This window comes from Agrobacterium sp. YIC 4121 (assembly GCF_002008205.1).
GTDB lineage: Bacteria > Pseudomonadota > Alphaproteobacteria > Rhizobiales > Rhizobiaceae > Agrobacterium > Agrobacterium leguminum.
The window spans coordinates 82,105-107,646 of sequence record NZ_MRDI01000006.1 but is presented as its reverse complement, the minus strand read 5'-3'; the positions used below and the strand labels follow the sequence as shown (position 1 = coordinate 107,646).

At 61.4% G+C, this 25,542-nt stretch carries 25 protein-coding genes and 1 riboswitch; of the genes, 8 read left to right on the top strand and 17 right to left on the bottom strand.

All coding sequences use genetic code 11. The annotated features are described in order from the left end of the window. Positions 1-17 precede the first annotated feature (17 nt). Both BTE54_RS09715 and BTE54_RS09710 read right to left on the bottom strand, forming a co-directional pair. Positions 18-224 (bottom strand): DUF1737 domain-containing protein, encoded by a 207-nt coding sequence (locus BTE54_RS09715; RefSeq protein WP_003505258.1) that lies wholly within the window; start codon positions 222-224, stop codon positions 18-20. After that, positions 221-1,132: a CoA ester lyase gene (locus BTE54_RS09710; protein ID WP_198939116.1), complete on the bottom strand. Its 912-nt coding sequence runs from the start codon at positions 1,130-1,132 to the stop codon at positions 221-223. The genes BTE54_RS09715 and BTE54_RS09710 overlap by 4 nt, the downstream gene beginning before the upstream one ends. Positions 1,133-1,242: 110 nt before the next feature. On the opposite strand from BTE54_RS09710, the gene BTE54_RS09705 reads away from it, so the two are divergent. The 3 genes from BTE54_RS09705 (at position 1,243) to leuB (ending at position 3,578) form a co-directional block, all read left to right on the top strand. Further along, positions 1,243-1,473: a hypothetical protein gene (locus BTE54_RS09705; protein WP_020809819.1), complete on the top strand. Its 231-nt coding sequence runs from the start codon at positions 1,243-1,245 to the stop codon at positions 1,471-1,473. 165 nt (positions 1,474-1,638) lie between these two features. Further along, positions 1,639-2,244 carry a 3-isopropylmalate dehydratase small subunit gene (leuD, locus tag BTE54_RS09700; protein WP_020809820.1) on the top strand — a complete coding sequence of 202 codons (606 nt, stop codon included), beginning with the start codon at positions 1,639-1,641 and terminating at the stop codon, positions 2,242-2,244. A 221-nt stretch (positions 2,245-2,465) separates the two neighbouring features. Then, a complete protein-coding gene (gene leuB, locus BTE54_RS09695; RefSeq protein ID WP_065657028.1) occupies positions 2,466-3,578 on the top strand; it encodes a 3-isopropylmalate dehydrogenase in 1,113 nt (370 codons plus the stop codon). Here leuB and BTE54_RS09690 read toward each other — a convergent pair. The 3 genes from BTE54_RS09690 to cobA all read right to left on the bottom strand — a co-directional run bounded on the left by BTE54_RS09690 (position 3,559) and on the right by cobA (position 7,080). Beyond that, on the bottom strand, positions 3,559-4,809 hold the full coding sequence (locus tag BTE54_RS09690; RefSeq protein WP_143240706.1) for a cytochrome-c peroxidase: 1,251 nt from the start codon (positions 4,807-4,809) through the stop codon (positions 3,559-3,561). The genes leuB and BTE54_RS09690 overlap by 20 nt on opposite strands. A 169-nt stretch (positions 4,810-4,978) precedes the next feature. Next, a complete protein-coding gene (locus tag BTE54_RS09685) occupies positions 4,979-6,295 on the bottom strand; it encodes a cobyrinate a,c-diamide synthase (protein WP_078052297.1) in 1,317 nt (438 codons plus the stop codon). Continuing rightward, positions 6,292-7,080 carry a uroporphyrinogen-III C-methyltransferase gene (gene cobA, locus BTE54_RS09680; RefSeq protein WP_078052296.1) on the bottom strand — a complete coding sequence of 263 codons (789 nt, stop codon included), beginning with the start codon at positions 7,078-7,080 and terminating at the stop codon, positions 6,292-6,294. Before cobA ends, BTE54_RS09685 begins: the two co-directional genes overlap by 4 nt. Before the next feature lie 58 nt (positions 7,081-7,138). Between cobA and BTE54_RS09675 the strand changes: the two genes are divergently transcribed. Further along, entirely contained in the window at positions 7,139-8,269 is a 1,131-nt protein-coding gene (locus tag BTE54_RS09675; protein WP_198939115.1) for a cobalt-precorrin-5B (C(1))-methyltransferase, read from the top strand. Here the strand turns inward: BTE54_RS09675 and cobM are convergent. From cobM to cbiE, 3 genes are read right to left on the bottom strand one after another with little or no spacing between them, the layout of a single operon-like run. Then, the gene (gene cobM / locus BTE54_RS09670; protein ID WP_078052295.1) at positions 8,224-8,997 is read right to left on the bottom strand and encodes a precorrin-4 C(11)-methyltransferase; all 774 of its coding nucleotides are present in this window, start codon (positions 8,995-8,997) and stop codon (positions 8,224-8,226) included. The genes BTE54_RS09675 and cobM overlap by 46 nt on opposite strands. Then, a complete protein-coding gene (locus tag BTE54_RS09665) occupies positions 8,994-9,413 on the bottom strand; it encodes a cobalamin biosynthesis protein (protein ID WP_198939114.1) in 420 nt (139 codons plus the stop codon). The genes cobM and BTE54_RS09665 overlap by 4 nt, the downstream gene beginning before the upstream one ends. Next, positions 9,407-10,666 carry a precorrin-6y C5,15-methyltransferase (decarboxylating) subunit CbiE gene (cbiE, locus tag BTE54_RS09660; protein ID WP_078052293.1) on the bottom strand — a complete coding sequence of 420 codons (1,260 nt, stop codon included), beginning with the start codon at positions 10,664-10,666 and terminating at the stop codon, positions 9,407-9,409. The genes BTE54_RS09665 and cbiE overlap by 7 nt, the downstream gene beginning before the upstream one ends. Here cbiE and BTE54_RS09655 point away from each other — a divergent pair. Then, positions 10,665-11,447, top strand: a complete 783-nt coding sequence (locus BTE54_RS09655; protein ID WP_078052292.1) for a cobalt-precorrin-6A reductase — start codon at positions 10,665-10,667, stop codon at positions 11,445-11,447. The genes cbiE and BTE54_RS09655 overlap by 2 nt on opposite strands. On the opposite strand, the gene BTE54_RS09650 is transcribed toward BTE54_RS09655, so the two are convergent. From BTE54_RS09650 to BTE54_RS09620, 7 genes are read right to left on the bottom strand one after another with little or no spacing between them, the layout of a single operon-like run. After that, positions 11,414-12,175 (bottom strand): precorrin-3B C(17)-methyltransferase, encoded by a 762-nt coding sequence (locus tag BTE54_RS09650; RefSeq protein WP_078052291.1) that lies wholly within the window; start codon positions 12,173-12,175, stop codon positions 11,414-11,416. The genes BTE54_RS09655 and BTE54_RS09650 overlap by 34 nt on opposite strands. After that, positions 12,172-12,939, bottom strand: a complete 768-nt coding sequence (locus BTE54_RS09645; RefSeq protein WP_078052290.1) for a precorrin-2 C(20)-methyltransferase — start codon at positions 12,937-12,939, stop codon at positions 12,172-12,174. The genes BTE54_RS09650 and BTE54_RS09645 overlap by 4 nt, the downstream gene beginning before the upstream one ends. After that, the gene (locus BTE54_RS09640) at positions 12,936-13,568 is read right to left on the bottom strand and encodes a precorrin-8X methylmutase (RefSeq protein WP_078052289.1); all 633 of its coding nucleotides are present in this window, start codon (positions 13,566-13,568) and stop codon (positions 12,936-12,938) included. The genes BTE54_RS09645 and BTE54_RS09640 overlap by 4 nt, the downstream gene beginning before the upstream one ends. Continuing rightward, positions 13,565-14,920 carry a precorrin-3B synthase gene (gene cobG / locus BTE54_RS09635; RefSeq protein ID WP_078052288.1) on the bottom strand — a complete coding sequence of 452 codons (1,356 nt, stop codon included), beginning with the start codon at positions 14,918-14,920 and terminating at the stop codon, positions 13,565-13,567. Before cobG ends, BTE54_RS09640 begins: the two co-directional genes overlap by 4 nt. Continuing rightward, positions 14,920-18,270 carry a cobaltochelatase subunit CobN gene (gene cobN, locus BTE54_RS09630; protein WP_078052287.1) on the bottom strand — a complete coding sequence of 1,117 codons (3,351 nt, stop codon included), beginning with the start codon at positions 18,268-18,270 and terminating at the stop codon, positions 14,920-14,922. The genes cobG and cobN overlap by 1 nt, the downstream gene beginning before the upstream one ends. Positions 18,271-18,272: 2 nt before the next feature. After that, on the bottom strand, positions 18,273-19,310 hold the full coding sequence (cobW, locus tag BTE54_RS09625) for a cobalamin biosynthesis protein CobW (RefSeq protein ID WP_078052286.1): 1,038 nt from the start codon (positions 19,308-19,310) through the stop codon (positions 18,273-18,275). Continuing rightward, positions 19,307-19,732, bottom strand: coding sequence for a DUF1636 family protein (locus tag BTE54_RS09620; protein ID WP_078052285.1), 426 nt, complete (start codon positions 19,730-19,732; stop codon positions 19,307-19,309). Before BTE54_RS09620 ends, cobW begins: the two co-directional genes overlap by 4 nt. 119 nt (positions 19,733-19,851) lie before the next feature. Beyond that, positions 19,852-20,066: riboswitch (cobalamin riboswitch) on the bottom strand. A gap of 134 nt (positions 20,067-20,200) precedes the next feature. On the opposite strand from BTE54_RS09620, the gene cobO reads away from it, so the two are divergent. Both cobO and BTE54_RS09610 read left to right on the top strand, forming a co-directional pair. Beyond that, the gene (gene cobO / locus BTE54_RS09615; protein WP_078052442.1) at positions 20,201-20,818 is read left to right on the top strand and encodes a cob(I)yrinic acid a,c-diamide adenosyltransferase; all 618 of its coding nucleotides are present in this window, start codon (positions 20,201-20,203) and stop codon (positions 20,816-20,818) included. A gap of 1 nt (position 20,819) precedes the next feature. Further along, positions 20,820-22,277 carry a cobyric acid synthase gene (locus tag BTE54_RS09610; RefSeq protein ID WP_078052284.1) on the top strand — a complete coding sequence of 486 codons (1,458 nt, stop codon included), beginning with the start codon at positions 20,820-20,822 and terminating at the stop codon, positions 22,275-22,277. On the opposite strand, the gene cbiB is transcribed toward BTE54_RS09610, so the two are convergent. Further along, positions 22,264-23,229: an adenosylcobinamide-phosphate synthase CbiB gene (gene cbiB, locus BTE54_RS09605; protein ID WP_078052283.1), complete on the bottom strand. Its 966-nt coding sequence runs from the start codon at positions 23,227-23,229 to the stop codon at positions 22,264-22,266. The genes BTE54_RS09610 and cbiB overlap by 14 nt on opposite strands. Here cbiB and cobD point away from each other — a divergent pair. Further along, on the top strand, positions 23,228-24,274 hold the full coding sequence (gene cobD, locus BTE54_RS09600; RefSeq protein ID WP_078052282.1) for a threonine-phosphate decarboxylase CobD: 1,047 nt from the start codon (positions 23,228-23,230) through the stop codon (positions 24,272-24,274). The genes cbiB and cobD overlap by 2 nt on opposite strands. Here cobD and BTE54_RS09595 read toward each other — a convergent pair. Beyond that, complete coding sequence (locus BTE54_RS09595) at positions 24,256-25,533, bottom strand: L-fuconate dehydratase (protein ID WP_078052281.1); 1,278 nt, start codon at positions 25,531-25,533, stop codon at positions 24,256-24,258. The two genes, cobD and BTE54_RS09595, sit on opposite strands and share 19 nt — an antisense overlap. Between the last annotated feature and the right edge of the window lie 9 nt (positions 25,534-25,542).

The following is a 25,542-nucleotide window of genomic DNA, read 5'->3' as shown; positions in this document are numbered from 1 at the left end:
GGGGCGGCTACTGCCGCTCACTGCTCGCCGAGCTTCATATCCGGATGGTATTCCTTGCCCTCGACCACCTTGGTCACGGCCTGGCCGCAATGCATGACGCCGCTTGCGGCGTTGAAGGCGTAGCTTGGCGAACCCGCGAGTTCCCATCCCTTGTTCAGCGCCTCGGTGACCCGGTGACAGAATTTCGCGTCGTCGGGACCGGTTATGAAACGATAGACCTTCACGTCTTATTTGCCTCTCTTTGTGCGATGATATCGGCCATGGCGACCAGCCTTTCGGCCTGCCCCACATGCAGCCGCTCGATCATGCGGCCGTTCATGTTGATGACGTTCAATTCCACAGATTCGGGTTTTGCGAAAGCGGCAATGATCTCGCGGGCTTCCGCAACCGCTGCCTCGTCCGGGGCAAAGCGCTGATTGGCCGGCTCGATCTGTGCCGGGTGGATCAGCATCTTGCCATCGAACCCCATGGCGCGACCCTGCTCACATTCGGCTTCGAAAGCGGCGATATCGCGGAAATCGTTCGAGACGCTGTCGATGACATCCAGACCATAGGCACGGGCGGCAAGCACCACCTGCATCATCCAGGGCACGAGATAAGTGCGTCCGGGAAGGGCCGACACCCTCGTTGCCTTACGCAGGTCGTTGAGCCCGATGACAAAAGCCGAAAGCCGCGCATCCGGCGTATGGGCCGCGTCAGCAATCGAGGCGGCATTCAGGACACCAAGCGGCGTTTCGATCATCGCCCAGATTTTCAGGTGCTCAGGCGCATCCGCCTCGGCCAGAAGATCGGCCACATCGTGAATATCGGCCGGCTGCTCCACCTTCGGCAAAAGAATTGCATCCGGCCGGCAGGAAAGCACAAGCTGCAAATCCGCCTTACCGTCGGGCGTGGAAAGCGGGTTGATGCGGATAATGATCTCGCCCGCTGCAAAGGGCGCTTGCGAAAACAGCTTTTGCAGATTGTCCCGCGCCTCGTCCTTCATCCCGGGCGCGACCGAATCCTCCAGATCGAGGATCACTCCGTCACAATCGAGATAGCGGATTTTTTCCAGTGCCCGGACATTGATGGCCGGCACGGAGAGCAACGAACGACGTGGTCTCACAAGAATATTTTCGGAAAAGTTGACCATGCCGCACTTGTGTCAAGCTTTTGTGACATCTGCAAGCTGACAATCCACTGAATCCTCTTGCAAGCCGGAAGAAGAAGGCCCACATTCGTCTGGATAGAAAGGTTTGGATCATGCAAGGCATACGTTCGTTTTTCATCGCCGCATCCGGCATTGCAATTCTCGCGATAGTCGCCCTTTTCACCGCGTCGCTCACGGTCGCTTTTATCGGCGTGCTCGCGGTTCTCAGTGCTGCCCGCCTGCTTTCCGCGCGTCTGAAGCCGGCCCCCATTCCGGTCAAGCCCCGTAACCAGCGCGATATGCGCGTCTGGAACGACGGCAAGGGCACGATTATCGATCTCTGAGATCGTCTCGAATCGGCAAAATGCCAGAGCGCCGCGCGCGGCGTACCAAAGAACGCGGGTTTGCGCTTCTAAAGTGATGAGTTTTGCAGTATTTCCCGGCAGAACACGTCCGGTGAGCTTTAACCAGCCCCGGATTTTGTTGAAGGGAAACACGGGAAGCGACAGATGGAAAAATTCACCAAGCTGACGGGCGTTGCCGCGCCCATGCCGGTGGTCAATATCGACACCGATATGATCATTCCGAAAGACTATCTGAAGACCATCAAGCGCACCGGCCTCGGCAAGGGCCTCTTCGCCGAGTCGCGTTATCTTGAGGATGGTTCACCCAATCCGGATTTCGTACTGAACAAGCCCGCCTACCAGAACGCCCAGATTCTTGTCGCCGGTGACAATTTTGGTTGCGGCTCTTCGCGCGAACATGCGCCATGGGCGCTTCTCGATTTTGGCATCCGCTGCGTGATCTCCACCAGCTTCGCCGACATCTTCTACAATAACTGTTTCAAGAACGGCATCCTGCCGATCGTCGTCAGTCCCGAGAACCTCGAAAAGTTGCTGGACGATGCGTCGCGCGGATCGAACGCCGTTCTCTCCGTCGATCTGGAAAGTCAGGAAATCAGCGGCCCCGATGGCGGTACGATCACCTTCGAGATCGATGAATTCAAGCGCCATTGCATGCTGAACGGTCTGGACGATATCGGCCTGACGCTCGAACATTCGGGCGCCATCGACACGTTCGAAAAGGCAAACGCCTCGGTCCGCCCCTGGGCCTGACCACATTTCGCTCTTCAAAAAAGCCGATCCCGTACCAAACAGTACCGGATCGGCTTTTGCTTTGCTTGAAAAGCCCTTGAGGCGGAGATAAGAAGCCTCCGATCCCGTCCGGCCACGATACGACTTCTCATGTGCAGGAGGGAAACGAGTTTGACGCCGCGTTCGCCGCAATCGAAAACCCTTCAGGATGTTTTCCGGCGCACCGCCCAAGGAGGGTTCTCATGACAGTCCGTTCGCTTTTCCTGCTGCCCGGTGACGGTATCGGCCCCGAAGCCATGGCCGAAGTTCGCAAGCTGATCGATTATATGAACAGCGCGCACAATGCCGGCTTCACCGTTGCGGAAGGTCTGGTCGGCGGCTCTGCTTATGACGCCCATGGCGTGGCGATTTCCGATGCGGATATGGAAAAGGCGCTTGCCGCCGATGCGATCCTGTTCGGCGCCGTCGGCGGCCCGAAATGGGATGGCGTCCCCTACGAGCACCGCCCGGAAGCCGGTCTGCTTCGCCTGCGCAAGGATCTCGAACTTTTCGCCAATCTGCGCCCGGCCATCTGCTACCCGGCACTTGCCGCGGCCTCTTCGCTGAAGCCGGAACTGGTCGAAGGCCTCGATATCCTCATCGTCCGCGAGTTGACGGGCGGTGTTTATTTCGGTGAGCCGAAGCAGATCATCGATCTCGGCAACGGCCAGAAGCGCGGCATCGACACGCAGATCTACGACACTTTCGAAATCGAGCGTATCGCCAGCGTCGCTTTCGAACTGGCCCGCACCCGCGACAACCGCGTCTGCTCGATGGAAAAGCGCAACGTCATGAAATCCGGCGTTCTGTGGAACCAGGTGGTCACCGAAACCCACGCCGCCAAGTTCAAGGATGTTCAGCTGGAACATATGCTGGCCGATGCCGGCGGCATGCAGTTGGTGCGCAAGCCTAAGCAGTTCGACGTGATCGTCACCGACAACCTCTTCGGCGACATGCTCTCCGACGTCGCCGCCATGCTGACCGGCTCGCTCGGTATGCTGCCGTCCGCTTCGCTCGGCGCGCCTGACGCCAAGACGGGCAAGCGCAAGGCCATGTATGAGCCGGTCCACGGTTCGGCCCCGGATATTGCCGGCAAGGGCATCGCCAACCCCATCGCCATGATCGCGTCCTTCGCCATGTGCCTGCGTTACTCGTTCAACATGGTGGATGAGGCAACGAAGCTCGAAGCAGCGATCGCAAACGTGCTGGACAAGGGCATCCGCACCGCCGACATCATGGCCGAGGGCAGCCGTCAGGTCGGCACCTCCGAAATGGGCGACGCGGTTCTCGCCGAATTCAAGGCGCTTTCGGCGTAACGCTCGACGAAACCGGCTGGGCAGGCGGCACCTTTGCCTGCCCATCTTCCTTCGGCAGAAGATGCTCATATCTTTTGTCAGTCAGCGTCTTCAGAAAGGCGACGATGGCGTCCACACGCTTGTCGTCCAGCGCCGGAGCGGATGTCAGTTCCGCCATGGCGATATTTTCAGGCACTTCCGGCGCATCCCACGTCTTGCCCGTTTCCGGATTGATCTGGCGGCTCGGCTTCTTGCTTTTATATTTCACATAAAACAACACTACCGTACGCAAATCCTTGAACACGCCATTGTGCATGTAAGGACCGGTGACGGCGACATTGCGCAGCGTCGGCACCTTGAACTTGCCACGCTGGGCGGCATCGCCAGCAACTTCCGGATTTTGCGCCAGACCCAGATCGACCGCGCCCGGTTTGGAGCCGTTCACGGCCCGAACCGATGTATTGGCGGGAACGCCGATGTTGAAATATTTGTGGTTGGTGAAGAGGCCGTCTTCCAGACCCCTAGCGCCACGGATTTCATGGCAGGTATTGCAATTGGTGAATTGCGTCGAGGAGATCAGAACCCGACCCAGCTCTTCCTGATCGGTCAGCTTCTCCTCACCGCGCAGGAAGCGGTCATATTTGGAATCGAAGGTGGAGAACTCATCCGAACGCTCAAAGCTCGCCAGCGCCTTCGTCATCGCGGCATAGGCGGTGTCGTCGCTTTCAAAAACATCCTTGCCGAACTGCGTGCCGAAAGCCGCGACATAGTCCGGGTTTTCCCTGAGCCGTTTGACGACCGAGGCCTTGTCCGGCATGCCCATTTCGAGGGGATTGAGCGGCGGACCGCCCGCCTGATCTTCAAGCAGGGAGGCGCGGCCATCCCAGAACTGCCCGCCGACATACTCTCCCGCCGCATTCCTGCCGAATGGCGGCGTGAAGCGAGCATAAGCTGCAGTCGGCGCGTTGCGGTCGCCCAGTGAAATGCCGTCATCGCCAAGCGATACATCCCGTCCCACCTTGTCGCTCTCCCGCGCATCGGAAAAACCGGCGGCCTGCATATGGCAGGTGGAACAGGCCATGGTGCGGTTCATCGAAAGACTGGGATCGTCGAACAGCGCCGCACCCAGCTTTTCCAGCGTCGCATAGTCTTCACCGCCATGAGCAGCCATACCATCGACACCGGTGCCCAAGGGGGCCAGCAGAATGGATGCGGCAAGAGCAGCGGAGAAAAAAAATCCGGGTTTCATCATCGGTAGGCACGCTCGATATAAATGCGCGAGAGCGGGTTCGGACCGGGAGATAACTCCGCGCGTCCATGCCCTATAAAGAAATCTATAGCACTTTCCCGTGATCCAGGCCTACAAACTTTCGCAGCTTGGTCCACTTTGCCGCAGGTCCACGGGCAACACCCGGAAACGATCAACCACCTCTGGCGATGGCGTGGAAAAAAGTCCCCGAGACAAGACCTCTCCTGCCACCGGATGGCCCGAGCGGACGACCCTGCCCGTCCGCAATCTGGGCGAAGGGCTCATCGCGACCGGGATCGGTAACCCGCGCATAATGGAATTCATGGCCGCGCAGAACATCTCCCACCGCGCCGAGCGGTCCGCTTGCCGCGATTGTTGCCTGCCGGTAGCCGAGATTCATCTTGCGCGTCGCAAAGCTGGTGGCATGCGACAGAAGCCCGGTCATCGCATGGGTCACACCATCCGCATCTTCCAGCGCCTCTCCGAGCACCATGTAACCGCCGCACTCGCCATGAACAGGCTTTGTCGCAGCAAAGCGGGCAATACCAGCCTTGAAACCAGCCGCATCCGCAAGCTTTCCGGCAAAAAGCTCGGGATATCCGCCCGGCAGCCAGCAAATATCGCAGCTCCCGTCGGGCGCCTCATCCGCGAGCGGCGAGAACGGCACGATCTCGGCTCCGGCCGCCTGCCAATGCTTTCTGAGATGCGGATAAAGGAAAGTGAACGCCGCATCCTCTGCCAGCGCGATGCGCTGGCCGGGCGATGCAATCGCCGCATCCACCGAGCCGGAAGGCACATTCACCGGCGCGGCGAGTGAAAGCAGGGCATCGAGATCGATGGATTTTTCCATCGCATCCGCGAGCCGTTCGATATGCGCATCGATTTCCGGATGTTCGCTGGCCTGCACCAGCCCCAGATGCCGTTCAGGCAGGATGAGCGAGGGATCACGCAGCACGCAGCCGGCAACGGGAAGGCCGATTTTTTCGATGGCTTCCGTGCACAGCGTCCGGTGTCTTTCGCTGCCCGCCCGGTTCAGCACCACCGCCGCCATGGTAACGGCCGGATCGTAGTGGGCAAAACCATGGGCGACGGCAGCGGCCGTCTGCGATTGGCCGGACACATCCAGCACCAGCAACACGGGAATGCCGAACAGCCGCGCCAGATCCGCCGCCGAACCTGTGCGATTTTCCGCAACCGGAATGCCGTCGAACAGGCCCATGGCGCTTTCGATCAGAACGAGTTCCGCGTCCTCGGTCTGCTGCAAAAACAGATGCCGCAGCAATTCCGGCCGCATGGCCCAGCTATCCAGATTAAGACCCGATGTGCCGGTGGCGAAGGCATGGAAACCGGGATCGATGTAGTCAGGCCCGGTCTTGATGCCGCGCACCTTGATACCGCGTCGGGCAAAGGCCCGCAGCAGGCCGATGGTCACGCTGGTCTTGCCAGAACCCGAACGCGGTGCACCGATGATGATTGCCCGCGCCGTCATGAGCCGGAAACTCCAAGACGCGCCCGCATCGAAACAATCTCGCCGATGACGATCAAAGCCGGCGCCTCGAAATTTTGCCTGATTGCATCGTCAGCTATGCTTTCCAGCGAACCGATGAAAATCCGCTCCTGCGCCGTCGTTGCCGACATGATGACGGCGACCGGCGTTTCGCGGGAACGCCCACCCTGCATCAAAAGGCTGGCAATCGTGCCGATATTCTTCAGCCCCATATAAACGACGATGGGTTCGCGTGTTTTCGCCAGCGCCAGCCAGTCCAGATCCTCTTCGGTGCCCGCCGCGTGGCCCGTGGCAAGAGTTATGGCGCGGCTGATGCCGCGCATGGTGGCGGGGATGCCGGCGGAAGCGAGCGCGGTGAACGACGAGGTCATGCCCGGCAATATGCGAAATGGAATGCCGGCATGGACAAGCGCCTCCGCCTCTTCGCCGCCGCGCCCGAAAATAAAGGGATCACCGCCCTTCAGCCGCAGCACCTTTTTGCCTTGGCCGGCGAAATCGATGAGCGAAGCGGTAATATCATCCTGCGTCGCGGAGGGCTTGCCACCCCTTTTGCCCGCAAACACAATCTCCGCCTGCGGACCAAGCGCTATGACTTCGTCGCTCACCAACGCATCACGCACGATGATATCGGCCTGAGACAGCGCGAGCGCCACTTCCAGCGTCAGATAACGCACATCGCCCGGCCCTGCGCCCGCGAGCCAGACGTGACCGGCCTCGAAGACCGGACCTTTTGCGGCGATGCTGTTCAAAATCTGCGCTATCGACATTCTTCTTGGCTGCTTTTTAACGATGACGGAAAAAGCCGTCCCGGCTATAGAAATTCATATGGATACGGATGGAAAGACCCTTCGCCGCGGCTGGACCACGGGCACATGCGCGGCAGCCGCCACGAAGGCGGCCTGCGCCGCCCTTCTGACCGGCGAGTTTCCTTACCCTGTCGAGGTCGAACTTCCAAGCGGCGCAAGGCCGGCATTTTCCCTCGCCACCGAGGAAAAGGGCGAAAACTTCGCCCGCGCCGGCGTCGTCAAGGATGCCGGAGACGATCCGGACGTTACCCACGGTGCGCTGATCGAAAGCACGGTCAGACGCGGTCAACGGGGAAGCGGCATCACCTTCAAGGCCGGAAAGGGCGTCGGCACCATCACCCGGCCGGGCCTGCCCCTGCCGCCGGGAGAACCCGCCATCAACCCCGTGCCGCGCAAGATGATCGAAACCGCCATTCGCGAAGTGGCTGGCGAGGAGGCCGATTTCGAGGTCGAGATTTCCGTCCGCGACGGCGAAAAACTGGCGGAAAAAACCCTGAACGGCAGGCTCGGCATCTTGGGTGGCATTTCCATCCTCGGCACCACCGGCATCGTCATTCCCTTTTCCTGCTCGGCATGGATCCACTCGATCTGGCGCGGCATCGATGTGGCGCGTGCGACCGGATGCACCCATGTGCTTGGCGCTACCGGCAACACCTCCGAAAAAGCCGGGCAGACGCTTTACGATCTGCCGGAAACCGCACTGATCGACATGGGCGATTTCATCGGCGGCATGCTGAAATATCTGCGCAGCCACCCCGTCGAGCGGGTGACGATTGCCGGCGGCGTCGCCAAGATGACCAAGCTCGCCCAGGGCATGCTCGACGTGCACTCCAAGAAGGGGCTGGCCGATCTCGATGCGCTGGCGGCATTGGCGACGGAGGCCGGAGGAGATGAAAATCTCGCCATTGCCATCCGTCAGGCCAACATGGTCGCACACGCCTTCGAATTGGCCGAGGGCGCGGGGATAGACCTCGGTGCGATCGTTGCGGAAAAAGCCTGGGTAACCGCAGCGGCGGCGCTGAAGACGCCGGCCATTGCGCTCGATATTCTGGTGTTCGATCGTCAGGGCGCGCTCAAGGGCCGCACCACCTCCACGCCGTCGCATCAGCCCTTTGCATCTTCCTTCGGAGAGCGGAACCGCCGGACATAGTCGGTGCTATAGAGCGCGCTTTCGCGAAAATCTGTGGACGCAAGTCCACGCCCGACGAAGATCAGGGCGGTCCGCTCCACCGGTTCGGCGGCGAGCTTGTCCTCAATGTCGAACAGCGTGCCGCGAATGACCCGCTCATCCGGCCAGGAGGCTCGAACGACGATGGCGACCGGGCAATCCGAACCGTAAAGCGGCATCAGCTCTTCCACCACCTTGCCGATGGCATGAATGGCGAGATGGACGGCGAGCGTTGCGCCCGTCGCACCGAAAGCCTTCAGCGTCTCACCGTCAGGCATCTTCGATGCGCGCCCGGAAATGCGTGTTAGCACAAGGCTCTGCGCCACCTCCGGCACCGTCAGCTCCCGCTGCAAAGTGGCGGCCGCAGCGGCAAAGGAGGGCACGCCGGGCGTGACGGTATAATCGAGACCCAGTCGCTCCAGCCGGCGGATCTGCTCGCCCATGGCGCTCCAGACGGAAAGATCACCGGAATGCAGCCGCGCCACATCCTTGCCGGCCTCTGCTGCGGCCACGAATTCCGCCTCGATCTCGTCAAGCGAAAGCGCTGCCGTATCGACGATACGTGCGCCCGGCGGGCAATAATCGATGAGCGCCTTTGGAACCAGCGAGCCGGCATAAAGGCACACCGGGCAGGCGGCGATAAGATCGCGCCCGCGCACCGTAATGAGATCGGCAGCACCCGGGCCGGCGCCGATGAAATGAACCGTCATTGTTGTTCTCCATGTTCGATGGCGCAGCCGCTGTCGCGTGGGGCATCGTCAGTCGTTGCGATGGCCACCGTCACATCGCCAACCACAAGACGCGGCGCGACCAGCCTTGCATTCTCTCCGGCGGCGGCAAGCGCCGCCGCTTCACTGACACTTGGCGAGCCGGCATGATCAAGGCTTGCCTGTGAAAATGTCGTTGTTTTCGAAGCAACCGCCTCAAGCCGTTCCTGCGATACGATTTCAAGCGACAGCGACAAGCTCTTCGCCGCCTCCACAAGACCGGCTTCATCGGCCTTGAGCGGCGCAGTCGCCAGGCATTCCGCCATCATGCCGAAAGCATGCTCCGCAGCGCGCACGGCGGCAATAATAGCATCTGAACCCGTGCCTCTGCGACAGCCTATGCCAGCCACGGTCACCATGGCTTGTTCCAACTCCACTGCGTCACCGGCATTGCCGGACGCCAGCCCGACATGGAGCCAACGGCCGTCACTCGCGACACATCCAGGCGGATCATCGATCCGCCGTGCCGCGCGTGGGCGGCAAGCAGCACGGCCTCCATTTCCAGTGTCACCGCATTGGCAACCAGCCGCCCGCCCGGTTTCAGGGCCTCCATAGCCCCCTCAAGCACGCCCGCTTCACTGCCGCCGCCGCCGATGAAAATCGCATCCGGCTGGAGCAAGCCTTCAAAAGCCGCAGGGGCCGCGCCGATCATCACCTCAAGCCCCGAAACACCGAAAGCTTCGGCATTCCGGGCGATACGCTCCGCCCTTTCCGGGTGTTGCTCTATGGCGACGGCACGGAGCGAGGGATGGGACAGCATCCATTCGATGCCAATCGAACCCGAACCGGCACCGATATCCCACAGCAACTCGCCCCGCCGTGGGGCAAGAGAGGAAAGTGTCACGGCTCGGATTTCACGTTTGGTGATCTGCCCGTCATGCTCGAACAGTCTGTCATCAAGCCCACATGTGAAAGGTAGAATACGCGCACCTTCATCAGCCACGACATCAATCGCCACCACATTCAGTGCATCAATATCAGCAAACGTAAAATCAACCGCCTTGACCTGCCGCCGCTTCTCCCGCTCTCCGCCCAGGGCTTCGAGCAAAATGAATTCCGACTGGCCGAAACCCAAATCGGACAACAATTCCGCGATCAAGGCCGGGGCGTGGGCATCCGAGGTGAGCGCGATGATCCGCGCACCGCCATGAAGATACGGCCGCAGGAGATCGATGGAACGTCCGTGCAGCGAAACGCAGTCGACCGCTTGCAGCGCCCAACCGAGCCGTGCGGCAGCCAGCGAGAAAGCGGAGGGCGAGGGATAACAAACTGTCTCACCCGCATCGATACGTCCCAGAAGCGTAACACCGACGCCATAAAAGAACGGGTCGCCGGAAGCCAGCACACAAACCCGCTTGCCACGCAGCGCTACGACATCGCTCATATCCGTATCGAACGGCACCGGCCAGCGTTGTGCTTCACCACGAATGGCCGCGGCCGCCAGTTCCAGATGGCGTTTGCCGCCGAAAACCACCTCGGCCCCTTCTATCGCCTCTATCGCATTCCGGCCCAGCCCCTTAACCCCATCCTCGCCAATGCCGACGATGGAAAGCCAGGGCTTCTCTTTCTTTTCTGTGGAAGCATCGCCCGTTCCAGAATATTCAGACGTCATGACACGCTCCATACTCATCCTTGGCGGCACGGCGGATGCCCGCATTCTGGCCGGCAGGTTGGCCGAAGAATCCGGCTACCGAATTCTGCTCTCCATGGCCGGTCGCACGCTCTCGCCGGTCGAACAGCCGGTGCCGATGCGCAGCGGCGGTTTTGGCGGCGCGGGCGGTCTCGCGGATTTCATTCGCGCAGAGAATTTCGATATTCTGGTGGACGCCACCCATCCCTATGCGGCGAAGATTTCGGCCAATGCCATTGAGGCCGCAGGGCTTGCCAAAGTTCCGCTGGTCGTCCTTTCGCGTCCTGCCTGGCAGCGCCAGCCGGGTGACAGGTGGCGTGAGGTGGACAGCGTCGAACAGGCTGTCACCGCGCTCGGCAGCGAAGGCAGGCGCGCGTTTCTGGCGCTCGGCCGACAGGAGCTTCTTCCTTTCGAAGCCGCGCCCCAGCACAACTATCTCATCCGCAGCGTCGACCCGGTGGAGCCGCCACTGAAACTGCCGCATGCGCGCTATATTACCGCGCGCGGCCCCTTTGCGCTGGACGACGAAATCCGCATGCTGGAAGAAAAACGCATCGAGACGGTGGTCTCGAAAAACTCCGGCGGCAGCGCGAGCTATGGCAAGATCGAAGCAGCGCGACGGCTCGGCCTGCCGGTCATCATGATCGACCGGCCGCAACAGCGGAACGACGCGTCGCTGGATGGCGCGACCGTGACGGATATTGCAGCTGCGCTCACCGCCATCCACCATCAGCTCTCTCTTCTCGAAAAACGCGGCGAATAAACCAGCGGTTCTTTGCCTGAACGTTCGATCAGACGGGTTTCAACCGAGCCGACGATAATGCAGGTAGCCATATCCGCCATATCGCTCGAGGCTTCCGAAAGAGGAACGACCCGAATACGCTCATCCGACCGGCCTGCCGCACGACCAAAAATCACCGGCACCGAACCGGGCAAATGCGCCCGCAATAGATCAAAAGCGGTACCGAGCTGGTGCGGCCGCGACCTGCTGACGGGATTGTAGAAAGCCATCACAAAGCGTGCTTCCGCCGCCGCGATCAGCCGTTTTTCAATGATGCCCCAGGGTTTCAGATTATCCGACAGCGAAATGGCGCAGAAATCATGGCCAAGCGGCGCGCCGGCCTTTGCTGCCACGGCCAGCATGGCAGTCACACCGGGCACGACGGAGAAATCGATATCGCGCCATTCGGCCGGGCCACTTTCGATCGCCTCGCAAACCGCAGCCGCCATGGCGAAAACACCGGGATCGCCGCCGGACACCACACAGACTCTGCCGCCGGAAGCCGCAAGCCGCAGCGCCTGTTCGGCGCGTGAGATTTCCTCACGATTGTCCGAAGCATGGCGGCGTTGATCGGGTCTCAGCGCCAGCCGCTCGAGATATGGAATATAGCCGAAGAAATCCTCCGACGCCTCGACGGCGACAAGCGCCTCCGGCGTTACCTGCGCCGCACTGCCGGGGCCAAGGCCGACAACGACCAGCCTGCCGGTCATGGCTTTTCACCTGCAGAGGGTCTGGTTTTCCAGCCCGGCACCAGAACCAGCGAAAAATAGGGGGCAGGCGATGTATCGCGTTCGATGAGCCGCACCGCATGGCTGTTGGCCATTGTGCCACGTTCGACATAAAGCGCGTCTTCAAGCTTACCGGCCTTTTCCAGCGCCCGGCGAATCTTCGGCAGGTTGCGCCCCACCTTCATGATCACCGCACCATCCGTGCCGGACAGACGTTCCGTCAGTACATCTTCACCAAGCGTGCCGGGAAGCACGCTCAAAATATCATCGCCCTGCACCAGCGGCAGACCGGCCATGGACCAGCAGCCGGACATGGCCGTGATGCCAGCAACGACTTCCGCCGGGTAAGATGGCGCAAGCCGCAGATGAAGGTGCATATAAGAACCGTAAAACAGCGGATCGCCTTCCGACAGCACGGCGACGTTGCGCCCGGCTTCGAGATGTGCAGCGATGTCTTTCGCCGACTGATCGAAAAAGGCGGCGATGGCATCACGGTAATCGTTGCCGTTTTTATCGCTTTCGACTGTTACCGGGTAGACCAGCGGCATTTCCAGCGTTCCGGGCCGGATGAAAGCTTCGACAATACCGCGACCATTGCCGCTGCTGCCTTTCTTGCAGAAGAAGGCAAGCACATCGGCATTTTCAATGGCGCGGACAGCCTTCAGCGTCAGAAGCTCGGGATCTCCGGGGCCGGTGCCGACGCCCACGAGTTTACCCTTCGGATGTTCAAAAAGAGCCGCACTCACAGGCCAGCCCTCGCAACGGCATTTATAGCGGCAGCCGTCATGGCCGAACCGCCCATGCGTCCCTTGACGATGGCATAGGGAATGCCAAGCGAACTTGCCTCCAGCGCGTCTTTCGATTCCGCCGCACCGACAAAGCCGACGGGCATGCCGATGATGGCGGCCGGGCGCGGGGCGCCTTTTTCCAGCATCTCGAGCAGATAGAACAGTGCAGTCGGCGCATTGCCAATGGCAACCAGAGCGCCGCCCAGCTTCTCTGCCCACAGATCGAGTGCGGCGGCGGAGCGGGTGTTGCCGATCTTTTTCGCCAGCTCCGGCGTGCGGGCATCGCGAAGGGTGCAGACCACCTCATTATCAGCCGGAAGGCGCGCGCGCGTCACGCCATGGGCAACCATTTCCGCATCGCAGAGAACAGGCTTGCCGGCTCGTAGAGCACCACGTGCCGCGGCAACAAAATCCGGTGAAAAGCGGAAATGGCTGGCCGCCTCCACCTGCCCGCAGGCGTGGATCATGCGAATGGCGATATCCGCCTGCTCTTCGGTAAAGGCGGATAAGTCCGCTTCTTCGCGAATGATGGCGAAGGAGCGCTCATAGATCGCATTACCGTCGCGAATATAGTCATAGTCGGTCATCGGTCATCCTGTCGAAGCGCCGCACCGATCGCCTGTTTGCCCAGCCGGGCAAACAGGGTGGCGGCGTTTTCACCGGGCTTATGTTCTTTTTCGTAAAGACGGGCAAGCCGCGAAAGCGCCGTCCTCTGCTGCTGGAAGGGTAAAATGCCATCCGGCAGGTCACCGGCGCGGCCCGAAATCGAAAAGGCCAGACCATCAGCGGTGCCGGAAAAAGTGAGAAGCGACGGCGCGGGGTGCGCGCAACCTTTGCCGCAGCCGGAAATATGCAGCGTGAAGGAGCCATCCAGCAACGAGGCGCATTCCTTAGACGCAAAGGCGGCCAACTCATGGGTGGGAAGAAAAGCCGAAGCGCAGCCCGACGCGCCGGTACAGGCGGCAATGGAAGAGCGCGCGTCACCTGCCGTCGTGATGAAACCGGCCGCCCTTGCAATCTCAAGCAATCCGCCGCAGGCAGATGACGATCCAAAGAATAGCAAGCTATGGTTTGGTGCCGGCCGCAGGGCCGTGATGCCGAGGGTACCGGCCGCTTCGCAGAGATGCGACAAATCGCAGCCCCGGATTTGCCCGAAAGCAGGCGCGACACTAATGGCGAAGCGATCCTTTCCCGTCGCCATCAGTCCCAAAGGGGCCGATGCCGCTGTGGCTTCGCCCACAATCACCCGATCCAGGAGGCGATCACCGCAAATCGCTTTTATCGTTGAATGGTCCAGATCGCGGCCACGGGCAAGCGGCCCTTCGCCGGCCAGATAGACGAGCAGCGACAGGACGACACCCGCCGCTATGTCCGTCTCGACCAATCCGGCATTCAGCGATTTACTTTCCGACCCACCCACGAATAGCCGCCAGAAGACCCGATCATCCAGAGAGACCGCTTTCAGGCGAATATCGGCCAGCAAATCTTCCATGGAGAGGCGCCCGCCGCCATCAATGACGACAGACATTTTAGCGGCAAGCTTTTCATGGAGAGCGAGCCTGTCGGCCTCTTTTCGAATCTCCGCGGCGAGAGGACCACCATCGGCAATCTCCGCGTCATCCCGACCGGCGAGAGGCGACGTCTCGACCGCGAGCCCCGCACGCAGCGGCAAATCCAGCGCCAGCACATCTTTTTCCAGAGCACAGGCGCTTTCCGGTGTCAGGCCGCGAAATTGCAGGCTGCCGCGGGCGGTAATGTCGATCAATCCGTTGCCATGCCGCTCGGCAAGCTGGCAAAGCACCACCGTGTCGCGCGGGTCGATATCCGCCTCGAAAGCGATCCGCGACAAAAAACCGTCGCCGGTGCGCATGGGAGCGGACAGGGCCGGGCAGAGGCCACGGCGGCCGAATGGCTGAACTGGATCGGCAGCGGCCATCATCACGCCTCCACCCTTTGGGGGCGCGGAAGGACCAGCATTTCAAGTTCCGTATCCACCGCGTTGCGGCGGCTGTGCCACAGGCCGCGACGACGGGCGGATAAAAAGCGTTCGGCCATCACCTGCGCCGCCTTCGGGTTTTCCCGCAGAATGAAATCGCGCACATCCTCATTGCCGAAATAGGCATCGTAAAGCGCCTCGATCAACGAGGAGGACACCGCATGGGTGGTTTCGGCAAAGCCGATCAACCGGTCCACCGTCTCGAGGAATTCCGCCGCCCCGCGCGGACCGTGCCGCATCTGACCGGCAATGAAGCGGGGATTGACGGCACGCGCGCGCACCACCCGCGTCAGCGCCTGCGTCATCGACCTTGCACGCGGGCGGGCCGGATCTGTCGTATCCAGCGCAACAATATCGGCGACGCCGCCAAGCACAGCCTTCGCGGCGGAAAAACCGCCGATGAAGGCGACATCCGAAGAACCGTCCAGAAGATCACGGCCCGGATCGTCACCGGTATGAACCAGAAGATCGGCGCGCCTGACCAGCTCCACGAAACCGGTATCTTCGAAAATCTCCAGCCCGTCCGCACCGCCAAAAGCGTGGCTCGCCGCATCGAGATAGGCCTGCCCCAGCTCCTCGCGTTCGTCCCATTTCCCGCTGGCAAGCTTTTCTTCGATACCGGCACCATAGGTGCCGGGCGCGGAGCCGAAAATGCGCGCCGGAATATGCCCGAGCGTGGCGGCCTCTTCCGCAAGCGGATTGTCGCCGGGCGCTTCCTCCCGCCGCGCGACGGCCTTGGCGGCGGCGTCGAGAAGCGCGATCAGCGCAGGGAACATGTCGCGGAACAGGCCGGAAATGCGAAAGGTGACGTCGACACGCGGCCGCCCCAGGCTCGCCGGCGGCAAAACCTCGATGCCGGTGACCCGGCCGGTGGCGGGGTCGTGGATCGGTCTCGCCCCCATCAGATGCAGCGCCTGCGCCACATCCTCACCGCCATTGCGCAGGCTGGCGCTGCCCCACAGATCGAAAACCAGATGTTTCGGCCAGTCGCCATGGGACTGAAGATGATGGCGCAGCACCTCTTCGCCCGCCATGCGGCCCAGCTCGAACGCCGTCGGCGTCGGCATGGTGCGCGGATCGGCGGCATAGAGATTGCGGCCCGTGGGCAGCACATCGAGCCGCCCGCGCGCAGGTGCGCCGGAAGGGCCGGGGACGATATGCCGGCCATCGAGCGCGGCAAGCAGGGCAGCTTTTTCCGATTTGGCGCTTTCAAGCCTCAGAAGATCGGTCTCGTCTTTTGCACAGCGGCCAAAAACATGCTGGCCGTCCTTGATGGCGAAATCCTTGAGGTCGCAGAGAAAGGCGTCGATGCGTGAGAGGGCCGCATCGGCATCATCCTTCGCAGCCACGCCCGCTTCCGCCGCGAGCCCGGTCTCCAGCGCCTTTTCGACGATCAGTTTCGCCAGCCGGTCACGCCGGCGACGATCCAGACCATCCGCCTGCGCATATTCATCGACCAGCTGCTCCAGCGCCGACTGTTCAGGCGAAAGACCGGCATTGACCAGCACCGGCGGGACATGGCCGATGGTCACGGCCGCGATCCGCCGCTTGGCGACCGCCGCCTCGCCCGGATTGGAAACGATAAACGGATAGACCACCGGCAGCGAGCCGGTGACGATTTCGGGAAAACAATTGCGGGAAAGCGCCACCGTCTTGCCCGGCAGCCATTCCAGCGTGCCGTGCGCGCCCACATGCACAATGGCATGTGCGCCCGCAATCCGCTGCATCCATGCACCGAAGGCAACAAGCGCGTGACGCGGCGGCAGCGCAGGGTCGTGGTAGTCCACCCGACGATCCTCATTGCGGCCCCTGTCCGGCGCCAGCGCCACGAACACTTCGCCGAAACGGGCAGCGCGGAACCTGAATGCGCCATCGACGAGTGCATCGTCATCGGTTGCCACACCCCATGTCGCTTTTACGGACCCGGCAGGTGCCGACGGCAAGGCGGAGAAAAAAGCCTCGTAGGTGGAAAGATCAATTGCCGCTTCCTGCTGTTCGACACAGTCGAGCAGCGCCCGCGCGGTCTTAGGAATATCCTTGATCGTATAACCGGCCCCGGCAAGATCGTGCAGCATTTCGAGAACGCTTTGCGGCACATCGAGACCGACGGCATAACCGGTTCGCCCGGGTGCCGCACCGGGATAATCGGGCATCAGAATGACGATACGGCGATCCCGTAGGGGGGCATTCCTCAGCCGCAGGAAAGCGGCGATGAGATTTGCCACCTGCTCGACGCGATCAGCCTCGGGTACATTGAGCAAACTCGCGCCGCCATCCACGCGCGCCTGTTTGAACGAGATCGCACCGGCGAGAATCCGGCCATCCAGTTCCGGCAGGACGACATGCATGGCAAGATCGGAGGGATTGAGACCCCGCGCGTTTTCCGCCCATCCGTCCCGCCGCGTCGTCGCCATCACCACCTGAAACACCGGCACGCCGAGACGGTCGAACAGCGTTGTGTCATTGTCATCCGTCTGGCTGGCGAAGGCGGTGGCGGCAATGATGGCGGCGGGCTTCAGATCGGGCAGAACCGTTTCGAGAAAACGGATCGCCTCGCCATCCTTCAGACCACTGACAAAAATCGGCAAGGGTGCAAAACCGCGCTGCGAGAGCGCCTCGAAAAGCGCGTCCACCGGTGCTGCGTCTGCCGCCAGCAGCATGGAACGGTAAAAGAGGATGGGCAGAAGGGACGCACCGTCGGGAAAACCCGCGCAAGCTTCTGCCCTATCCACAACGCCCCTGCCGGGCCGGTAGAAACCGGCTTTCGGCAGCGGTTCGGCTTCGATATCCGGCCATGCCTCGCCCCTTGCAAGAGCGGCGAGACCAAGGGCAAGCCGATCCATATTCTCCTGCCCGCCCTCACGGAAGAAGGAGAGGACCGAGGCCAAAATCCGCCGATCGACGGTCGAGGCCGCTTCCAGTTTCTCGTCCCTTTCGCTGCACTCACCCGGCAAAAGCAGAAGCTTGATGCCGCGCCTGCGCGCAAGAATGGAAAGCTGATCGACACCGTAACGCCAGCGTTCCGCACCACCGAGAATCCGGATAAGAATAACCCTGGCATGTTCTGCCGTCTTTTCGATCCAGAGATCGACCGACATGGGATGTCGAAGCTCGGAGAGGTTGGCGGCTGACACGGAGGGGAGCGCAACCTGTGTTCGCCGCCAGGCCTGTTCCAAGCCGGCCAGATCGCTTGCCGAAAAAGACAGCACCACCACATCCGACCGGGGCTGGTTGAGATCAACCGGCTCGATCAGGTCGTCCAGAGACGAGGATGTGGTGGCGAGGATGTGCATCGTCAGGCGGCCAGCATCTGTTCGATCTTTTCGCGGTTGATGCCCTTTTCGCCGATGACGACGAGGCGGCTGCGGCGTTCCTCACCCGCGGCCCAGGGCCGGTCGTAATAATGGTTGACGCGGCTGCCGACAGCTTGCACCTGCAGGCGCATCGGCTTTGCGGAAACCTCGATGAAGCCCTTGATGCGCAAGACATTTTCCGCAGCCGCCGTCTCGGCGATACGGGCTGCCAGCGCGTCCGGATCGGTCACGGCCGGCAGATCGATGACGAAGCTGTCGAAATCGTCATGCTCGTGGTCGAGTTCACCGTCATGGTGGGTACGGCGGTTTTCGATGTCCTCTTCTACCGCAAGGCCAAGGCCGATCAGCACGGCGGGGTCGATGGCGCCATTGGAGGCCACGACGATCTTTGCCGCCTTCGGCAGATGTTCGAGAACATGCGCCCTGGCCTTGTTGAGGCCGGCATCGTCAAGAAGGTCGGCCTTTGTCAGCACGATAAGATCGGCGCAGGCGACCTGATCTTCGAAAACCTCTTCGACCGGGTCATCGTGATCGAGCGCCTCGTCATTGGCCCGCTGGGCGGCGAGTGCTTCCATGTCGTGCGCCACCTGTCCTTCAGCAAGGGCGGCGCCATCCACCACGGCCACGACGGCATCCACCGTCACGCGGCTCTTGATCGCCGGCCATTGGAAGGCCTGCACCAGCGGCTTCGGCAGGGCGAGGCCCGAGGTTTCGATGAGGATATGCTCCACCTTCGGCTGACGGCTCAGAATCTGTTCGATGGCGGGCTGGAAATCATCCGCCACCGTGCAGCAGATGCAGCCATTGGCCAGTTCGACGATGTTTTCTTCCGGGCAGCTTTCAATACCGCAACCTTTGAGAATCTCGCCATCGATGCCGATATCGCCGAATTCGTTGACGATGATCGCCAGCCGCTTGCCGTCCAGCTTTTCGAGAAGGCCGCGCAGCAGCGTGGTTTTGCCAGCCCCCAGAAAGCCGGTGACGATGGTGCAGGGAACGCGGTCCAGAAGGGTGCTCATGATCTCTCCTCGGTAAAATCGAATGGGGGAATGCGCGCCACCATGCCGCGCTTTAAGGGTTCGGGGCGGCCGCGCCAGGGCATCAGGCCGTCGGGGGCGGCAGCCAGCAGCCGCGCACCGGTCAGCAAATCTTCCGCATCACCGGTCGTCAGCCCGCCGAAGACATAGGACCAGCCATTGGCGCTGCGCAGCACGGCGCTAAGCCCGCGCTTGCAATTGGCGAGGCAGTTGACGGAACGAACGGTGACGCCCGTTTCCTCCGCCTTTGCGAGGACGGCATCGGCGAAACGCGAACCGGGGCGCGGTTCGGCATTGGGATCGGCTTCATCGCGACAGCTTCTGCAAACGAAGACGGTCACGCCGGACGCCGTTTCGTCCTGCGTGTTTCCGCCTGCACATGAAGATGTCGCTGAAATATCCAAACCGTATCGTTTCCCGCGCCTTGCAAAAAATCTCGGGGGTGCGGATGTCGAATACGGTATGCGGACAGGCGCAAACCGGATGTTCGATCTAACCGACTGACCGGAGCACCCCGCCCGGCAGACGTTTTTCCTGAAACGGCAGGTCTCCTGGCTCGCGGCTTTACACCCTGACACCGCCTTCCCGAACCCTTGAGGTGTCCAGTGGCTTTACGGTGCGGGCTTACCGCTTACAGTTGCGGGGGCAGCCACGGAATGACCCGGTAGTCGGGCTGGAACCGTGTTCCCTCTTAGCTTTTCCCGTTGCCGGGAAAAGACCGTCAGTTCGTTACCCTTAGGCTGAACGGGCGTGGGGGTCAATGCCGCGGCCCTGTGGCCCGCACATTGCCGGGTGCGGCAAATTGGGTATAGTCGCCGCTCCGAATGGCGGGGGCACCGGGTCCCGCGCCGCTGGATGAAAAGGAAAACGCGATGACACGCGACATCAGCGACAGCGAAGCCGAACGTCACCGGCAGAAAATGGTCAACCGCAAGACGGTGCAGGACGCCGAAGTTGCGGAAAAGACCATCGAAAAAGGTCTGCTGATGATCAATACCGGTCCCGGCAAGGGCAAATCCACCGCCGCATTCGGCCTTGCCCTGCGCATGCTCGGCACCGGGCGGCGGGTCGGCGTCGTTCAATTCATCAAGGGCGCATGGTCGACGGGAGAACAGCAGGCGCTGACTTTGTTCGGCGACAGGGTCGTGTGGCGCACCATGGGCGAGGGGTTCACCTGGGACACGCAGGATTTGAAACGCGACATCTCAGCGGCGGCAAAGGCCTGGGAAGAAGCCCAAATCCTGATGGCCGACGAGACCATCGGCCTGCTGATCCTCGATGAGCTGAACATCGCACTCCGTTACGATTACCTGCCGCTGGAGGACGTGGTCGAAACGCTTTCCAGCCGCAGGCCCGATCTGCATGTCATCGTCACCGGCCGCAATGCCAAGCAACCGCTCATCGACGCGGCCGATATGGTGACGGAAATGACCCTCGTGAAACATCACTTCAAGGCGGGCGTAAAGGCGCAGGCAGGGATAGAATTCTGATATGGCTGCACGCGCGCTGATGTTTCAGGGAACCGGCTCGGATGTCGGCAAATCGCTGATGGTGGCCGGCCTTGCCCGCGCCTTCGTCAGGCGCGGCCTGTCCGTCATGCCGTTCAAACCGCAGAACATGTCGAACAATGCGGCTGTGACCGCCGATGGCGGCGAGATTGGCCGCGCGCAGGCGCTGCAGGCTCGCGCAGCGGGCGTGCCGCTTTCCGTGCATATGAACCCGGTGCTCCTGAAGCCACAGAGCGAGACCGGCGCCCAGGTGGTGGTGCAGGGCAAGATTGCCGGCAATGCCAAAGCGGCCGATTATCAGCACATGAAGGCCGGGCTTATGCCGCGTGTGCTGGAAAGCTTCGAGCGCCTGAAACAACAGGCCGATCTGGTGCTGGTGGAAGGCGCGGGCAGCGCCTCCGAAATCAACCTGCGTGCCAATGACATCGCCAATATGGGTTTTGCCAGAGCTGCGGACGCGCCTGTGATCCTGATCGGCGATATCGACCGGGGCGGCGTCATCGCCAGCCTCGTCGGCACGAAAGCCGTACTCGAAGCTGAAGACGCGGCGATGATCGAAGGTTTTATCGTCAACCGCTTTCGCGGCGATCCGGCCCTGTTTTCAGACGGCATGCGAATAATTGCGGAAAAAACCGGCTGGGCCTCTATCGGGCTCCTGCCGCATTTTTCCGATGCCGCGAAGCTGCCGGCTGAAGATGCTCTCGGGCTTTCCGGCCCGGCTGAACGGAAACCTGGCGCGAAGATCCGCATCGCCGTACCGATCCTGCCGCATATTTCCAATTTCGATGATCTCGATCCGCTGGACATGGAACCGGATGTCGAACTGATTCGCGTGCGGCCGGGCGAAACCATTCCCGCCGATTGCCGGCTGGTGCTGCTTTGCGGCTCGAAAGCCACCATCGCCGATCTTGCCGTGCTGAAAAATACGGGGCTCGACATCGATATCAAGGCGCATGTGAGACGCGGCGGCCATGTTCTGGGCCTTTGCGGCGGCTACCAGATGCTTGGAAAAACCGTTGCCGATCCCGAAGGCATCGAAGGACCGCCGGCAACAGTCGACGGGCTCGGCCTGCTGGATGTCGACACTGTTCTGACGGGCGACAAAAGGCTGGTTTCCGTTACAGGGAAAAGTTTCGACGGAATTGATTTATCCGGCTATGAAATGCATGTCGGTGAAACCACGAGCGGAACCGACAGCTTACCGTTTTCGAAAATTGATGGGCATGAAGACGGCGCTGTGTCGCCTGACGGCCGTATCTTCGGCACTTATATTCACGGTCTGTTTTCGGATGACCGCCAACGCGGCGCGTGGCTTGAGCGGCTTGGCGGACACAACACGGAACTGAACTACGATGCGCGGTTGGACGCCGTTCTTGATCGCCTCGCGGCGCATATGGAACAGCACCTCGATCTCGACCGTCTGCTTGCTATAGCGCGATAAGGATCGCCAGAAGTCCCAGCAGGCCGATCAACAACAGGTCGGCAACCCGCGCAAGCCGCAGCGCCCTGCGAATATCGCCGGCGACCAGCGCCGCCCTGCCGCCTTCACCCATGAAACGCGCCTCGATCATCTGCCCGCCATAGGAGCGCGGCCCTGCGAGCGCAAAGCCGAGGGCGCCGGCCAGCGCCGCCTCCGGCCAGCCGGCATTGGGGGAACGGTGATGATGGGCATCGCGACGTATCGCGGCAATGGCCCCGCCGGGTGATGCACCCTTAACAAAAAACGCGGCAACCACGAAAAGACCGCCGCTCAGCCGGGAGGCCGGCAGATTGACCAGATCGTCCAGCCGGGCGGAGGCCCAGCCGAAAGCCTCATGGCGGGGCGAGCGATGGCCGATCATGCTGTCAGCCGTATTGATCGCCTTGTAGGCCGCGCCGCCCGGCAGGCCCAGGAGGGCGAGCCAGAAGGCGGGAGCGACGATGCCGTCGGAAAAATTCTCTGCCAGACTTTCGATCGCCGCGCGGCAAATTGCCGCCTCGTCCAGCTTTTGCGGATCGCGCCCGACGATCATCGATACCGCCTTGCGGCCGCCTTCCACACCCTCGCGTTCCAGCGCAGTGGCGACAGCCTCCACATGCTGCTCGAGACTTTTCTGCGCCGGAAGCGAAGCGCCAAGTACAGCGACCAGCAAAAGGCCGAAAGGCAGGAAGAGGAGAACGGATTGCACTAACCATGCAACAAGCAGCGTCAGCCCGACGAAAACAACGAGCGCCGCCACGCCTGCCCCCTTGCGCTGTGAAAATGACGCGCTCTCCCGGTTCCATTTTTTGTCCAGCAGCGCGATAAGCGAACCGATCCAGGTGACGGGATGGCCGATGCGTTTGAACAGCGAGTCCGGATAGCCGGTCAGGCGTTCGATGACGAGCGACAGGAAAGCGAGAGCAAAGAACATGGGCGAGACAGTACCAGAAAAGGCGAAAGCTGCGATCCGTCACGGCGGCAATCTCGGCAGGGCGCGTCTTATGTTTCCTGAAGCGCCGGAACCATGGATCGACCTTTCGACCGGGATCAATCCGCACTCCTATCCGCATTCGCCGATCCCTGCCAGCGCATTCGCGCGCCTGCCGGAAACGAACGCTGCCGAAGAATTGAAACATCTGGCCGCAACCCATTTCGGTGCGCCCTCCGCCCGGCATGTGGCGCTCTCTCCCGGCACCCAGATGCTGATGCCATTGCTGGCCCAGATCGCTATCGCCCGCGGGGCCAAGAGCGGCGCAGTACTTTCACCAGCCTACGCGGAACATGCCCGGACCGCACGCATGGCCGGGCTGGCTATGACCGAGGTGGAAAACATTGACGCGATGTCGGCTCACGACTATGCCGTGGTGGTCAATCCCAATAATCCCGATGGTCGCATCACGAATCGCGCCACATTGTTGTCGCTGGCCGAAGCCATGCGCCGCAAGGGCGGGCTGCTCGTCGTGGACGAAGCCTTTATAGAGACGGGGCTTGTCGAAAGCCTCGCAGATGCCGCCGGTCAGGAGGCGCTGGTGGTCCTGCGCTCCTTCGGCAAATTTTACGGCATGGCGGGCGTTCGGCTGGGTTTCGCGATTGCGCAGCCCGATATCGCTGCCGACCTGGAGGCAAGGCTCGGCCCCTGGGCGGTTTCGGGCCCGGCGCTGCACATCGCGATGCAGGCTCTGGCGGATGGGAAATGGCAATCATCCATGCGTCTGCACCTTGCCGAAGACGCCCGGCGCATGAACGCCATGCTGGAGAAAGCGGGGCTGGCAATTGCCGGTGGCACCTCGCTGTTTACTCTGGTGCGGGATCCCCGCACCGCAGACCTGTTCAGCCATCTTGGCCGACATGGCATTTTGGTCCGCATTTTTTATGAAAGGCCGAACGACATGCGTTTCGGCCTTCCCGGTAGCGAAACGGAGTGGCAGCGGCTCGAGGAGGCGCTGTCATCCTTTGACTATTCCTCGAAGGTATAGGTCTCAATCGACTCCGGCTTCATTTCGATGGAGAAGCCCGGCAGTTTCGGCGGCATGTAAGCGGCGTTTCTGATATCGCAGGGTTCGATGAAGTGCTCGTGCAGGTGGTCGACATATTCGATCACGCGGCCTTCCTTCGTGCCTGATACGACCAGATAGTCGATCATCGACAGATGCTGCACATATTCGCAAAGGCCGACGCCGCCGGCATGCGGCCAAACCGGCAGATTGTATTTGGCGGCGATCAGCAGCACCGCCAGCACTTCGTTCAAACCGCCCATACGGCAGCTATCGATCTGCACCACATCGATGGCGCCTTCGGCGATGAACTGCTTGAACATGATGCGGTTCTGGCACATTTCACCGGTCGCCACCTTAACGGACCCGATGGCCGCGCGGATCTTGCGATGGCCGGCGACATCGTCCGGGCTGGTCGGCTCTTCGATGAAGAATGGCTTGGCGAAAGCGAGCTTCTTCACCCAGTCGATTGCCTGATCCACTTCCCATACCTGGTTGGCGTCGATCATCAGGTAACGGTCGGGACCGATCACCTCACGGGCAATGGTGAGGCGGCGGATGTCGTCTTCCAGATCGCGGCCAACCTTCATCTTCACATGGTTGAATCCGGCATCGATGGCTTCCTGGCAAAGGCGGCGCAGCTTGGCGTCGTCATAACCGAGCCAGCCGGCAGAGGTCGTGTAGCAGGCATAACCTTCGCTCTTCAGCGTCTCGATACGTTCCTTCTTGCCGCTTTCGGCTTTTTTGAGGATCGCAAGCGCATCGTCCCGGGTCAGCACGTCAGTCAGATAACGATAGTCGACGATATCGGCGATTTCTTCCGGGCTCATATCGGCAACGAGCTGCCAGACCGGCTTGCCCGCCTTCTTGGCCAACAAATCCCACACGGCATTGACGACGGCGCCGGTTGCGAGATGCATCGCACCCTTGTCCGGCCCGATCCAGCGCAGCTGGCTGTCGCTGGTCAGATGCCGCCAATATTTGCCGGGGTTCTCGGTGACGGTGGCAAGATCGGTGCCAACGACCAGATGACGCATCGCTTCGATGGCCATGCAGCAGATGTCGTTACCGCGGCCGATGGTGAAGGTCAGCCCGTGGCCTTTGAGACCCGGCTCATCGGTATCGAGAATGACATAAGCCGCCGAATAATCCGGGTCGGGGTTCATCGCATCCGAACCGTCGAGGCTCTGAGAGGTCGGAAAACGCAGGTCGAAAACACGCAGATCAGTAATTTTGGTCATGGCCGTTCA